Here is a 13,547-nt window from a genome sequence, read left to right as displayed (position 1 = left end):
AGAGTACTCGCCTTGGATTGGCCCACCCTGCTTACCCGCGAACGCCTTGGAAAGCCCCTGCACAGCCCGGAAGAACTGGGCCGCAGCCCCTTTCACAAAGACCATGACCGCATCATTTTCTCCGGCGCGTTTCGCCGCCTGGGCCGCAAGACCCAAGTGCACCCGGTGTCCAGCAACGACCATATCCATACGCGCCTGACCCACTCCCTGGAAGTCAGCTGCGTGGGCCGCTCCCTCGGCATGCGCGTGGGTGAAACCCTGCGCGACGCCCTGCCCGACTGGTGCGACCCGAGCGACCTGGGCATGGTGGTGCAATCGGCTTGCCTGGCCCATGACATCGGCAACCCACCGTTCGGGCACTCCGGCGAAGACGCGATTCGCCACTGGTTCCAACAGGCGGCAGGGCGCGGCTGGCTGGACGACATGAGCACCGCTGAACGCAATGACTTCCTCAACTTCGAAGGCAATGCCCAGGGTTTCCGCGTGCTGACCCAGCTGGAGTACCACCAGTTTGACGGCGGCACGCGGTTGACCTACGCCACCTTGGGCACTTACCTGAAATACCCCTGGACAGCGCGCCACGCTGATTCGCTGGGCTACAAGAAACACAAGTTCGGCTGCTACCAGAGTGAGCTGCCGATTCTTGAGCAGATCGCCCACAAACTTGGTCTGCCGCAACTGGAAGAACAGCGTTGGGCCCGCCATCCGCTGGTGTATCTGATGGAGGCCGCGGATGACATCTGCTACGCCTTGATCGATCTGGAAGATGGCCTGGAAATGGACCTTTTGGAGTACGCCGAAGTAGAGTCGCTGCTGCTTGACCTGGTCGGCGACGACTTGCCACAGACCTATCGACAGCTCGGCTCCCAGGACTCTCGGCGGCGCAAGCTGGCGATTCTACGTGGCAAGGCTATCGAGCACTTGACCAACGCCGCAGCCCGGGCCTTTGTCGAGCAGCAGGATGCCCTGCTGGCCGGCTCACTGCCTGGCGACTTGGTGGAGCACATGCACGGCCCTGCCAAACGCTGTGTGCTGGATGCCAAGGACATGGCCCGCAAGAAAATCTTCCAGGACAAGCGCAAGACGCTACATGAAATCGGCGCCTACACCACCCTGGAAATCCTCTTGAACGCCTTCTGCGGGGCGGCCCTGGAGCAGCATGGCGGACGTACGCCATCGTTCAAGAACCGGCGCATTCTCGACTTGCTGGGCAATAACGCACCGAACCCCGCATGGCCGTTGCACGCCTCGTTCCTGCGCATGATCGACTTTATCGCCGGGATGACCGACAGCTATGCCACCGAGATGGCGCGAGAAATGACCGGACGCTCCAGCCCACAATAACTACCTGCTCTGTCACGCTGCCTGTTCCCTGAAAAGAATCTCCCTACGGTGGGAACAGAGCGGCCTGATCGAATTCGCACACCTAGCCGAAGAATAATCACGCACGTTCCGGGCGTATGCCTCCTACACGCCCCTCATCGATGTTTGACTCACTGTGTACCCTCTATGCCCAGATACCCCCTCAGCATCCTATTGGTGGAGGACCATCCCTTTCAACTGCTGGCCACCCAATGTCTGCTCAGAAGCTTTGGCTTCGACCAACTGACCCCTGCGGAAAATGCGGAACAGGCGATCCGCTCGATGACGCAGACCGAAACCCCTTTCGACATCATCCTATGCGATCAATGCCTGCCTGATCTTCCCGGTCTCGAATTGATTGAGATTGCCAGCCGCCGGCGCTTTATCAATTACGCCATCCTTCTCAGCGGACTGCCTACCGAAGAGCTGGTGACCCTGGAATTCCAGGCGCTCAAACGCGAACTACCCCTGCTGGGCTATTTATCGAAGCCTTTGAATAAAGATGCACTTATAGCGTTGATCAAGCCGTTACTTAGGTCGTAAATGTAGGACTTTAAACGTTACACGCCAGGAAAATCACCTGAAGGAATGTCGTTAATTCCCTTTACTCACTCCTAAGCCTGCGCAGCTTCGAATTGTTTATATGCCGCTTCCCAAAGCCTTACCAACCAGTAGGCCTATACCTTTTTTTATGTAGGATATTTCCTGTTTTATATCCACTCCCCCTCAGCTTCATGCTCACCCCTCTTCTTCTGAGCTAATGTGCCCGCTTTATTTGCACTTGCATGGAATATGATCATGAACACAGTTTTTATTATTGATGACCACCCGGTTATACGGCTTGCGATTCGAATGTTGCTAGAACACGAAGGCTACAAAGTGGTGGGTGAAACGGATAACGGATGCGACGCCATACAAATGGTCCGCGAATGTCTGCCTGATCTCATCATTCTGGATATCAGTATTCCGAAATTGGATGGACTCGAAGTGCTATGCCGTTTCAACGCGATGAATACGCCGATGAAAACACTGATACTGACAGCCCAGTCCCCGACCCTGTTCGCCACACGTTGCATGCGCTCGGGTGCCGATGGCTACGTGTGCAAGGAAGGTGACCTGAGCGAACTGCTCAGCGCCATTCGTGCGGTGCTGTCCGGCTACAACTACTTCCCCAGCCAGGCCTTGAGTGCGGGGGGTGTCGACGGCGTCGAAGCCCAGGAACTTGAACTGTTCAAGAGCGTCAACGACAGGGAACTAATGGTCTTGCAACTTTTTGCACAAGGTCGCACCAATAAGGAAATTGCCAAAGGCATGTTCCTCAGTAACAAAACCGTCAGCACTTATAAAAAGAGGCTCATGCAAAAACTTCAAGCCAAATCCTTGGTAGAACTTATCGAGATGGCAAAACGAAACGCGCTAGTGTGAGAATGCGGATGCCCAGGCGTATAAAGGACTATCTGTTTACATTGAGTGCCGGCTTGTGCTTTAGCACTGCCGTGCTCGCGAACCATCAAACGGGCCCGGAACATTTCACCTTATTGAGCCGATCAGGCTCCGTCCAACTGGATACCCATCTGGACAAGACACAACGCCAATGGCTGCAAAACAAGCGCGAATTGGTGCTGGGCACTGCCTCACCTGACTACCCTCCCTTTGACCTCACCTCCAGCGGTCGTGATTATGAGGGCCTTACCGCCGACTATGCTGGTCTGCTGGCCAAAGTTCTGGCATTGCCAGTGAAAGTACTGCGCTATCCTTCAAGGGAGGCAGCCATCCATGCCCTTGAGGCGGGGGAAATTGATTTACTGGGCTCCTCCAACGGCTTTGAAGCAGAAAACCAGAACCTCACCTTGTCCAAGCCGTATGCCGTAGACCAGCCCGTACTGGTGACCCGTGAAGGTGAAACCCGCAGCCTCAGCGACGGACTGGCCGGGATGCGCCTGGCCCTGGTCTATCACTATTTGCCCATGAGTGAAGTGGAAAAGCTCTACCCCGAAGCGATCATCCGTGCCTACCCCTCTTATCAAAATGCGTTAAATGCCGTGGCATTCGACCAGGCAGACGTGTTCCTCGGCGATACCATTTCCACTCACTACATGATCAACAAGGGCTACCTCAAAAACATTCGAATGGCCAACTTCGGCAAACACGAGGCGTACGGCTTCAGCTTTGCCATGCTCCGGCATCAAACAACCCTCATAGGCATCATCGACGCCGTGCTGACGGCCGTACCCACCAATGAACGGGAAACGATCGCCAAACGCTGGAGTGCTGGCAGCGATATCTTGCTGACTGACAAGAAGTTGCAACTGAGCCCACGCGAGGAGCGTTGGCTGAAAGACCATCCGGTGGTCAAAGTGATCGTGAATGAAACCTTCGCCCCGCTGACCTTCTTCGACGCGGACGGCAACTTTCGCGGCATCACCGCCGACCTGCTGGAACTGGTTCGCCTGCGTACGGGGTTACGCTTCGAGATTCAGCGCGAGCGCGTTGTTCAGACGATGATCGAACAGGTCGACGCCGGGAAGGCAGACATCATTGGCGCCATCGTACCCAGTACAGAACGGGAGGCTCGATTGAATTTCAGTCGTCCCTACTTGGAAAACTCCTATGTGATGTTGACGCGCAAGGACAACCACGCACCGACCAGCCTAAAGGAAATGCAAGGCAAGCGCCTGGCCGTCACGCAAGGCAGCCCCATGACAACGTTTCTGCGAGAAAATTTTCCGACTATTCAATTGGTAGAAACAGGCGACAATTTCAAATCCGCTGAACTGCTTGTACAAGGGCACGTCGACGGCGCCGTAAATACATTGGTCATCGCCAACTATTTCCTCTCCTCCCCAACGTTCCTGGACAAGATTCAAATCAGCTTCAGCGTCGGCACGATGCCCGCCATCTTTTCATTAGCCACCTCACGTCGAGCCACCGAACTCAGCTCGATTTTGGACAAGGCATTACTGAGCATCGCCCCCGATGAGCTGGGTGTGATCAATAGCCGCTGGCGCGGCTACACCGCGGCCTCCGACAGTTATTGGCGCAACTACCACCAACTGATTACCCAAATCATCATCGGTACCGGGTTGCTGCTGCTGATTTCCCTGACCTGGAACGCCTACATGCGCCGCCAGATCAAACACCGCAAGATGGCCGAGCGCGCCCTGAATGATCAGTTTGAATTCATGCGCGCACTGGTCAATGAAACGCCACACCCCATCTACGTACGCGATCGCAAAGGCTTGCTGCAGACCTGCAACGACAGCTACCTGCAAGTTTTCAATGTGAAACGCGAAGAGGTGATCGGCAAAAGCGCGATCCAGATGAGCGCGGTAGTGGAAACGGATGCGGCGAAACTTCATGCCGACTACCAACGCGTGATGGCCGAAGGCAATCCGATGATCCTGGATCGGACCCTGAATATTCGCGGAAAAAAACTCACGATCTACCACTGGATCCTGCCGTACCGCGACTCCATCGGCGAAGTCCAAGGCATCATCGGTGGCTGGATCGACATCAGTGAACGACGCCAGTTGTTCGACGAAATTCGCGCCGCCAAGGAGCGCGCCGACGAAGCCAACCGAGCCAAGAGTACGTTCCTTGCGACCATGAGTCATGAAATCCGTACGCCGATGAACGCGGTGATCGGCATGCTGGAGCTGACCCTGAAGCGGGCCGACCAAGGTCATCTCGATCGCCCGGCCATCGAGGTGGCCTATAGCTCGGCGAAGGACCTGCTGGAACTGATCGGCGACATTCTCGACATCGCGCGCATTGAGTCGGGCCGTCTGAGCCTGGCACCCGAACGCGTCAACCTGCGGGAGGTGATCGCGTCGGTGGTCCGTGTTTTCGACGGCCTGGCACGCCAGAAAACCCTCAGCTTGCTGCTGGAGTTCCAGCCCGACCTGGACAACACCGAGGTGCTGATCGACCCGCTGCGTTTCAAGCAGGTGTTGTCCAACCTGATCAGCAACGCGATCAAGTTCACCGAGCGCGGCCAAGTAAAAATCAAAGTGGAAGTATTGCCCACCGAACTGGCACAGCAAATCGAAATGAAACTGGTAGTGGAAGACACCGGCATAGGCATCAGTCGGGATGACCAGTTGCGCCTGTTTGAACCCTTTGCCCAGGCTGATAACTCCGGGCATTTGGCCAGGAGTGGTGCCGGCCTGGGGCTGGTGATCTGCCGTAGCTTGTGCGCAATGATGGGCGGGCAATTGAGCTTGAGCAGTGTGCCAATGGTGGGCACCCAGGTGCATATCAGCCTGAAAATGACCCGACTGCAACCCATGCGCGCGGTGGAGGAAATCAAGCCCGTGGCACAAGTCGCCGCGCCGGTATTGAATGTGTTAGTCGTGGACGATCATCCGGCGAACCGCCTGTTGATGTGCCAGCAACTGGCTTACCTGGGACACCAGTTCACTGCGGCCAACCACGGCGCGGCGGGGTTCCTGGCATGGCGTCACGAACACTTCGACTTGGTCATAGCTGACTGCAACATGCCCATCATGAATGGCTACGAATTGAGCCGCTCGATCCGCGAGTATGAACAGCGTGAACAACTGACACCGTGCATGGTGCTGGGCTTTACCGCCAACGCTCAGCCCGAAGAAAAACTCCGCTGCGTACAAGCAGGCATGAACGATTGCCTGTTCAAGCCCATCAGCCTCACTGCATTGGAACAGCAACTGGGACAAATCACCCCGCAACCTACCAGCCTGGCTCTGGACCTCCGCGATTTCGAGGCCCTTACCGGCGGCGATGCACAGATGAGCCGACGCCTGCTGGAAGAACTGTTGAACAGCAGCCGCCATGATCGCTTGGAACTGCTCGGGCTGATGGCTAGGCAGGCATCCCCCCAGGACATCATCGAACAGGCCCACAAAATAAAAGGCGCGGCCCGTATCGTTCAGGCGAGCTCACTGGCTGCGCACTGCGAGACCCTGGAACAAGCCTGTACCCGCGACGAGGACCGGCCTCTGATCGAGGCTGGGGTGAAGTCACTGGAAAAACTCATGCTGGAACTGGAGCGCGCTCTGCAGGTACAGCTTCAAGACCTGGACAACAAAAAAGGGGAGCTAGCCCCCCCTTAGTCGAATCAGCAGTTGGTCAGGCGCAGGAAAATCGCCGCCAACTGTTCGATGCCCGCCTGGTCCTGCGCGGTAAAGCGGGCCAGTGACGGGCTATCGAGGTCAAGCACACCCACCAGTTTGCCATCCTTGACCAGCGGTACCACCAGTTCACTGTTAGAGGCGCTGTCACAGGCAATATGCCCGGGAAAGGCATGCACATCTTCGACCCGCTGGGTCTGCCGCGATGCAGCAGCCGCGCCGCACACTCCACGGCCGAAGGGAATGCGCACGCAGGCGATCTGGCCCTGGAACGGCCCCAATACCAGCTCTTCATTGCGGTTGAGGTAGAAACCAGCCCAGTTCAGGTCGTCCAACTGATTGAACAGAAACGCAGAGAACTGCGCGCTGTTGGCAATAAAGTCGCGCTCGTCGGCCAGCAGCGATTCCAGCTGCGCGCAGAGCATGGCATAGCCATCCAGGCCGGTGCCGGCGTGTTGTAGGTCGATCATGGTTGACGCTCCAGCAATTTGAGTCCCACCCAGTAACGGGCGAATTGATACGCGCAACGACCGTTGCGGTTGCCACGCCCGGTCGCCCAGCGCACGGCAAGAATGTCGAGGGCTTCATCGCGCTGCCACTGCAAACCGGCCTTGTTCGCCAGTTCACCGATCCAGTGCTCCACCACATCCAGGAAGTGCTCCTGGGTGAACGGATAGAACGACAGCCACAGACCAAAACGGTCGGACAAGGCAATCTTGTCTTCCACCGCTTCGCTGGGATGCAACTCGCCATCCACGCGCTTCCAATTGTCGTTGTCGCTTTGGTTTTCCGGCACCAGGTGGCGGCGGTTGGAGGTGGCATACAGCAAGACGTTTTCCGGGGCCTGCTCCAGCGAGCCATCCAGCACGCTTTTGAGCACGCGGTAGTCGCCTTCGCCCGCTTCAAACGACAAGTCATCGCAGAACAAGACAAAACGTTGCGGCAGCTTGAGCAGTTGCTCGACCACACGCGGTAAATCGGCCAGGTGATCACGCTCGATTTCGATCAGGCGCAAACCGGCCTTGGCGTGCTGGGCCAGCAGGGCACGCACCATCGACGACTTACCGGTGCCGCGCGATCCCCACAGCAGCGCATGGTTGGCGGGCAGGCCATCAAGGAATTGCTGCGTGTTACGAGCCAGTTGCTCACGTTGCTTGTCCACGCCGATCAGGTCGGACAGGCGCATGTCCAGGCTCACTTCAAGCGGCAACAGGAAGCCGGCACGGCCTTCTCGCTGCCAACGGGCAGCCAGGCAGTGGTCCCAGTCGATGGCTTGACGAGGCGCGGGCAACAAGGGTTCCAGGCGTGCGAGTACTGCGTCGGCCCGTTCAAGAAAGGCATTCAATCGACTATCCACGATGATTCCTCTGGCAAGTTCTTGCAAAAGATGGCGTATTGGCAGCCCTGCGGCAGACCGCACAAGGCTGCATAAAAAAACGATTCATGCCGGGAAAGCCAGAGCCTGTGGATGTTCAGCTATGCTTGCCGGGCGAAGGGAAACGTGAAGTGGCTCAACACTCGATGGATATCAAGTTCGCCCACCGCTTGTCTTATAAACAAGCCAGATTGACTGTGCTGGTCGGTTTCGTCTTGGGAACCTTGCTCAGCCTGATCCAAATCGGCATTGATTATGCCAGCGAAGACGCATCCATCAACCGTGAAATTGCTTCGCTGCTGGAAATCAGCCACAACCCGGCGTCACGCATCGCCTACAACATCGACGCCGAACTAGCCCAGGAGTTGACCCTTGGCCTGTTGCGCTCCCCTGCGATCATTCACGCACGGTTGATCGACAACAATGGCGTGGTACTGGCGGATGTCGACCGGCCACGTAAGGAAAGCGCCTACCGCCCCATCAGTGACTTCCTGTTTGGTGCCAACCGGCAGTTCGAAGACCGTCTGTTCCTGAGCCATATGCCCAATGAATCCCTGGGCGTACTGCGCCTCGACGTGGACACCTACGCCTTTGGCAGCCGCTTCCTGCACCGTGCCGAAATCACCTTGCTCAACGGATTCGCCCGCAGCCTGCTGCTGACCGGCATCCTGCTAGCGCTGTTCTACGTCATGCTCACCCAGCCTTTGGTGCGCGTGATCCGTGAACTGAGCAATCGCAAACAGGCGCGCCTGGACTGCCCTCCCGGGCACGAGCATGACGAAATCGGCGTACTGGTCAACGTCGCCAACCAGCAGTTCGAAAACATGGAGACAGAAATCCAGCAACGGCGTCACGCCGAAGACCGGCTGACCGAGTACCTGGGACAGTTGGAAGACATCGTCTCTGCCCGTACGCTCGAACTTAAAGCCAGTAACCAGCGCCTGAGCCAGTCCAACGATGAGCTGGAAGCGGCGAAGGTAAATGCATTGGCCATGGCTCAGGCGCGGGCGGCGTTCCTGGCGAACATGAGCCATGAAATCCGCACGCCGCTCAACGGCCTGTTGGGCATGATCGCCCTGTCGCTGGACAGCCCGCTCAACGCCGAGCAACGCCAGCAACTGTCCATCGCCCATGATTCGGGCAAGGTGCTGGTGGAGTTGCTCAACGATATCCTCGATCTGTCCAAGTTCGATGCTGGTCAACTGGAGCTGGAGCGCATCCCGTTCGACTTGGGCGCACAAGTGGAAGACACCGCCAACCTGCTGTCGCAGAACGCCGCGCCGAGTGTCGAGTTGACCTGCCTGATCGACCCGCAATTTCCAGCCCAGGTGCTGGGTGACCCGACCCGAGTGCGACAGATCGTCAGCAACCTGTTGTCCAACGCCCTGAAGTTCACGCGTTTCGGTCGGGTGGATGTGCGCCTCAGCAGCGCGGACGGCCGGGTCCGTATTGAAGTGTGCGATACCGGCATCGGCATCGCGCAGGAAGCCCAGGTGAAGATCTTCCAGCCGTTCACACAGGCTGGCGCCGGTATCACCCGCCAGTTCGGTGGCACAGGACTGGGCCTGGCGCTGACGCATAACCTGTGCGAGGCAATGAACGGCCGCTTGAGCATCAGCTCTGAGGTGGGCTTTGGCAGCCAGTTCTGCGCCGATCTGCCGCTACCGACTCACTTGCCCGCCGTGCGGCTTACGCCACTTCAGGGCGAAGTGATCGCCATTACCAGTGCAGACAGCGGCCTGACGGAGCTGCTCACCACCCTGCTCCCCCACTGGGGACTGACGCCCCGCTGTTACCCGCGCGACAAAGATGTCAGTGGGCAAACGCCAGACTTATTGATCACCGACTGCCCGCAGTGCCTGTTTAGCCTGCGCCCCAGCATCACCGCACCGATCCTGCTGGTAACGGCGTATGGCAATTTCATGCCCAGCGAAGAGGTGGCGGCACTGGCGCCGTTGCAGCAACAGGCGCGACCGCTGAGCCGCAACGCGCTGTACCAGATTCTGCAACGCAATTTGCGCAGCGAGGCCCAATTGATCCTCGACCCGATCCAAATGGAAGCCGCCCCGCTGGCACACCGCGCGCGGATCCTGTTGGTGGAAGACAATCCCGTCAACCAACTGGTGGCCAAGGGCATGCTCAGCAAGCTGGGGTGTGAAGTGATTGTGGCGGCGCACGGTGGCGAGGCGCTCAAACGACTTGAGGAACAACCTTTCGACATGGTGTTGATGGACTGCAACATGCCGGTGATGGATGGCTACGAAGCCAGTCGGCAGATTCGCCGCAGTGGACGCTGGCCGGACCTGCCGATCGTCGCCCTGACCGCCAACGCCCTGTCCGAAGAACGCGAGCGTTGCCGGGCGGCGGGAATGAACGACTACCTGGCCAAGCCGTTCCGTCGCGAAGAACTTAACGGGCTGCTGGATCTGTGGGTGCCGAAGGCGACAAATCTTTGATCTGCCGGAGCAACTGATCCAGGCCCGCGCGCAAGGCATCGGCCTGGTTCAGGTCGATACCACTGTCGCACAACAAACGGGTCTTTAGGCGGTGGGTCTCGTCGCGCAGTTGCACACCGGCTTCACTCAGGCTCAGGTGCACTTCCCGCTCATCCTTGGCACTGCGGCGGCGGCGCACCCATTCGAGCTGCTCCAGGCGTTTAAGCAATGGCGTCAATGTGCCCGAGTCGAGCATCAGGCGTTCGCCCAACGCCTTGACGGTGGGTTGCGACGGGCTCGTGTCATGCCACTCCCAGAGCACCAGCATCACCACGTATTGCGGGTAGGTCAGGCCCAGTTGGTCCAGCATCGGCTTGTACGCACGGGTCACCGCCCGGGACGCGGCGTAGAGCTTGAAACACAGCTGGTCGTCGAGGGCCAGGGAGATGTTGGGCTGGTCGGTCATTTGAGCAGGGCTTCGATCTCTTGGGTCAGGTCCTGGGGCTTGGTGGTCGGGGCGAAGCGCTTGACGACTTGACCGTCGCGACCGATCAGGAACTTGGTGAAATTCCACTTGATGCCCTTGGAGCCCAGCAGGCCCGGCGCCTGTTTTTTCAACTGCACAAACAGTGGGTGGGCATCGCTGCCGTTCACGTCGATCTTCTTGAACAGCGGGAAGCTGACACCGAAGTTCAGCTCACAGAATTCGGAAATCGCGCCTTCGTTACCCGGCTCCTGCTTGCCGAACTGGTTGCAGGGAAAACCCAGCACCACCAGGCCCTGATCCTTGTACTGCTGCCAGAGCGCCTCCAGCCCCTTGTACTGCGGGGTGAAACCGCACTTGCTGGCCGTGTTGACCACCAGAATGGCCTTGCCGGAAAAGTCGGCCAAGGTCTTTTGCTCACCTTTGATGGTGGTACAAGGGATGCTCAGCAGGTTGTTGCTCATGGCAGTGCCTCGGTAACAAGGGGGGAAAGAGGACAAACATAGCGCTCAATTCAATTGCACGCAATTTAATAACGCGCTCTTGTAGTGAGCGGGCTTGTCCCGCGCGGGGGGCAAAGCCGCCCCAAAACCAAACAACGCGGCCTAACCGTTATAACGCGGCGGATCGTTTAGGGCGGCTTCGCCCCCCAGCGCGGGACAAGCCCGCTCACTACAACTAGCGTGGTACGAAGTCCAGGCAGACCGAATTGATGCAGTAACGCAGGCCGGTCGGCGGCGGGCCGTCCGGGAACACATGGCCCAGGTGCGCGTCGCACTTGGCGCAGGTGACTTCGGTTCGGATCATGCCGTGGCTGACGTCACGGATCTCGATCATCGCACTGTCGGCAATGGGCTCGTAAAAGCTGGGCCAGCCGCAGCCAGCATCGAATTTGGTCTTGGAGTCGAACAGCGGCTCGTTGCAGCAAATACAGTGGTAGACGCCGTCGGCAGTGGTGGCGTTGTACTTTCCGGAGAACGGGCGCTCGGTGCCTTTGAGACGGCACACCTGGTACTGCGCCGGGTCGAGCATGTCCTGCCATTCCTGAAGGGTTTTCTGCAACTTTTCCATCGGTACACCTCGGCAACTGAAAAACCCTGATCTGTATCTTTTCCGTAGATCAGGTGGCACGTATGATTGCGCCTCTTCAAAACGCCAGTCTGGCACCCGCGCTACCGGCATTCAAACGTATTTATGGGTGCGGGCCGCGCAGGATTCACAGTACGGTAGTGTCCCTACCTTCTGGATCGTTCATTTTCAGGATCACATCGCCATGCAGGTCAGCAAATCGAACAAGCTCGCCAACGTCTGCTATGACATTCGCGGCCCAGTGCTCAAGCACGCCAAGCGCCTGGAAGAGGAAGGCCATCGCATCCTCAAGCTGAACATCGGCAATCCGGCGCCCTTTGGTTTCGAAGCGCCGGACGAAATCCTCCAGGACGTGATCCGCAACCTGCCGACCGCACAAGGCTACAGTGACTCCAAGGGCCTGTTCAGCGCTCGCAAGGCGGTGATGCAGTACTACCAGCAGAAGCAGGTCGAAGGTGTCGGCATCGAAGACATCTACCTGGGCAACGGCGTCTCCGAACTGATCGTGATGTCGATGCAAGCCTTGCTCAACAACGGTGACGAAGTACTGGTACCGGCGCCGGACTACCCGCTGTGGACTGCCGCCGTGACCCTGGCCGGCGGCCACCCGGTGCATTACCTGTGTGACGAAGGCGCCGACTGGTTCCCGGACCTGGCCGACATCAAGGCCAAGATCACCCCAAACACAAAGGCGCTGGTGATCATCAACCCGAACAACCCCACTGGCGCGGTCTATTCCAAGGAAGTGCTGCTGGGCATGCTCGAATTGGCGCGCCAGCACAACCTGGTGGTGTTCTCCGACGAGATCTACGACAAGATCCTCTACGATGACGCCGTGCATGTGTGCACCGCATCCCTGGCGCCGGACCTGCTGTGTCTGACCTTCAACGGTCTGTCCAAGTCCTACCGCGTGGCGGGCTTCCGTTCTGGCTGGATCGCCATTTCCGGTCCCAAGCACAACGCCCAGAGCTACATCGAAGGCATCGATATGCTGGCCAACATGCGCCTGTGCGCCAACGTGCCGAGCCAACACGCGATCCAGACCGCCCTCGGCGGTTACCAGAGCATCAACGACCTGGTCTTGCCCCAGGGCCGCCTGCTGGAACAACGCAACCGTACATGGGAGCTGCTTAACGCCATTCCGGGCGTCAGCTGCGTGAAACCCATGGGCGCGCTTTACGCCTTCCCACGCATCGACCCGAAAGTCTGCCCGATCTTCAACGACGAGAAGTTCGTGCTCGACCTGCTGCTGTCGGAAAAGCTGCTGGTGGTCCAGGGCACTGCGTTCAACTGGCCGTGGCCGGATCACTTCCGCGTGGTGACTTTGCCGCGTGTGGATGACCTGGATATGGCCATTGGTCGCATCGGCAATTTCCTCAAGTCCTATCGCCAGTAACGGATGTGCCGCTGTACGACCGACAATCGGTCGTACAGCGAGTATCTGGCAACACTTCTCTGCCCTCCCCCAACTCTTTCACCTTGCTGGCTCCCGCGTACCCACCTACCCCCTATAATTACAGGGCTACAACGCAACCGCGTGCTGATCAACCCGTCCTTTGCGTGTCGGAAAAACCTTTCAAGGCTCTACATTCGCGCTGTAGGACACAGTTTGAAATAGTCGCTCAGTTGAATCACCCCATGCCGCACCTTATATACCCCGCAGTACGCGACATATTAAGCATGAGGAGAACTCT

General features: G+C 58.2%; 11 protein-coding genes. 6 read left to right on the top strand and 5 right to left on the bottom strand.

Annotated features, from left to right (window positions below; genetic code table 11):
* Positions 1-12 precede the first annotated feature (12 nt).
* The 4 genes from CFE47_RS16860 to CFE47_RS16845 all read left to right on the top strand — a co-directional run bounded on the left by CFE47_RS16860 (position 13) and on the right by CFE47_RS16845 (position 6,452).
* Entirely contained in the window at positions 13-1,344 is a 1,332-nt protein-coding gene (locus tag CFE47_RS16860; RefSeq protein WP_286838669.1) for a deoxyguanosinetriphosphate triphosphohydrolase, read from the top strand.
* Positions 1,345-1,509: 165 nt separating this feature from the next.
* Positions 1,510-1,905 (top strand): response regulator, encoded by a 396-nt coding sequence (locus CFE47_RS16855; RefSeq protein ID WP_286838667.1) that lies wholly within the window; start codon positions 1,510-1,512, stop codon positions 1,903-1,905.
* A gap of 255 nt (positions 1,906-2,160) precedes the next feature.
* A complete protein-coding gene (locus tag CFE47_RS16850) occupies positions 2,161-2,787 on the top strand; it encodes a response regulator transcription factor (protein ID WP_286838665.1) in 627 nt (208 codons plus the stop codon).
* Positions 2,788-2,795: 8 nt separating this feature from the next.
* A complete protein-coding gene (locus tag CFE47_RS16845) occupies positions 2,796-6,452 on the top strand; it encodes a transporter substrate-binding domain-containing protein (RefSeq protein WP_286838663.1) in 3,657 nt (1,218 codons plus the stop codon).
* Between the two features lie 5 nt (positions 6,453-6,457).
* Here CFE47_RS16845 and msrC read toward each other — a convergent pair whose 3' ends face one another.
* Both msrC and CFE47_RS16835 read right to left on the bottom strand, forming a co-directional pair.
* Positions 6,458-6,940: a free L-methionine (R)-S-oxide reductase MsrC gene (gene msrC / locus CFE47_RS16840; protein WP_286838661.1), complete on the bottom strand. Its 483-nt coding sequence runs from the start codon at positions 6,938-6,940 to the stop codon at positions 6,458-6,460.
* Complete coding sequence (locus tag CFE47_RS16835) at positions 6,937-7,827, bottom strand: ATP-binding protein (RefSeq protein ID WP_286838660.1); 891 nt, start codon at positions 7,825-7,827, stop codon at positions 6,937-6,939. Before CFE47_RS16835 ends, msrC begins: the two co-directional genes overlap by 4 nt.
* A 164-nt stretch (positions 7,828-7,991) precedes the next feature.
* On the opposite strand from CFE47_RS16835, the gene CFE47_RS16830 reads away from it, so the two are divergent.
* Positions 7,992-10,301, top strand: coding sequence for a hybrid sensor histidine kinase/response regulator (locus CFE47_RS16830; RefSeq protein ID WP_286838784.1), 2,310 nt, complete (start codon positions 7,992-7,994; stop codon positions 10,299-10,301).
* Here CFE47_RS16830 and CFE47_RS16825 read toward each other — a convergent pair.
* From CFE47_RS16825 to msrB, 3 genes are all read right to left on the bottom strand, one after another.
* The gene (locus CFE47_RS16825) at positions 10,255-10,746 is read right to left on the bottom strand and encodes a MarR family winged helix-turn-helix transcriptional regulator (RefSeq protein WP_286838658.1); all 492 of its coding nucleotides are present in this window, start codon (positions 10,744-10,746) and stop codon (positions 10,255-10,257) included. The genes CFE47_RS16830 and CFE47_RS16825 overlap by 47 nt on opposite strands.
* A complete protein-coding gene (locus CFE47_RS16820; protein WP_286838656.1) occupies positions 10,743-11,228 on the bottom strand; it encodes a glutathione peroxidase in 486 nt (161 codons plus the stop codon). Before CFE47_RS16820 ends, CFE47_RS16825 begins: the two co-directional genes overlap by 4 nt.
* Before the next feature lie 214 nt (positions 11,229-11,442).
* The gene (gene msrB / locus CFE47_RS16815) at positions 11,443-11,835 is read right to left on the bottom strand and encodes a peptide-methionine (R)-S-oxide reductase MsrB (protein WP_185708809.1); all 393 of its coding nucleotides are present in this window, start codon (positions 11,833-11,835) and stop codon (positions 11,443-11,445) included.
* A 202-nt stretch (positions 11,836-12,037) separates the two neighbouring features.
* On the opposite strand from msrB, the gene CFE47_RS16810 reads away from it, so the two are divergent.
* The gene (locus CFE47_RS16810; RefSeq protein WP_017734399.1) at positions 12,038-13,249 is read left to right on the top strand and encodes a pyridoxal phosphate-dependent aminotransferase; all 1,212 of its coding nucleotides are present in this window, start codon (positions 12,038-12,040) and stop codon (positions 13,247-13,249) included.
* Positions 13,250-13,547 lie beyond the last annotated feature (298 nt).

This window comes from Pseudomonas sp. PGPPP1, assembly GCF_002255865.1.
Taxonomy (GTDB): Bacteria; Pseudomonadota; Gammaproteobacteria; order Pseudomonadales; family Pseudomonadaceae; genus Aquipseudomonas; species Aquipseudomonas cremoris.
Note: the sequence above shows the minus strand (reverse complement) of the source record. Positions and strands in the feature narration are given on the sequence as shown.

Excerpts from the sequence above, each read along its gene's own strand:
- CFE47_RS16855 (WP_286838667.1), top strand. The coding sequence starts at position 1,510 with ATGCCCAGATACCCCCTCAGCATCCTATTGGTGGAGGACCATCCCTTT.
- CFE47_RS16850 (WP_286838665.1), top strand. The coding sequence starts at position 2,161 with ATGAACACAGTTTTTATTATTGATGACCACCCGGTTATACGGCTTGCG.
- CFE47_RS16845 (WP_286838663.1), top strand. The coding sequence starts at position 2,796 with ATGCCCAGGCGTATAAAGGACTATCTGTTTACATTGAGTGCCGGCTTG.
- msrC (WP_286838661.1), bottom strand. The coding sequence starts at position 6,940 with ATGATCGACCTACAACACGCCGGCACCGGCCTGGATGGCTATGCCATG.
- CFE47_RS16830 (WP_286838784.1), top strand. The coding sequence starts at position 7,992 with ATGGATATCAAGTTCGCCCACCGCTTGTCTTATAAACAAGCCAGATTG.
- CFE47_RS16825 (WP_286838658.1), bottom strand. The coding sequence starts at position 10,746 with ATGACCGACCAGCCCAACATCTCCCTGGCCCTCGACGACCAGCTGTGT.
- CFE47_RS16820 (WP_286838656.1), bottom strand. The coding sequence starts at position 11,228 with ATGAGCAACAACCTGCTGAGCATCCCTTGTACCACCATCAAAGGTGAG.
- msrB (WP_185708809.1), bottom strand. The coding sequence starts at position 11,835 with ATGGAAAAGTTGCAGAAAACCCTTCAGGAATGGCAGGACATGCTCGAC.
- CFE47_RS16810 (WP_017734399.1), top strand. The coding sequence starts at position 12,038 with ATGCAGGTCAGCAAATCGAACAAGCTCGCCAACGTCTGCTATGACATT.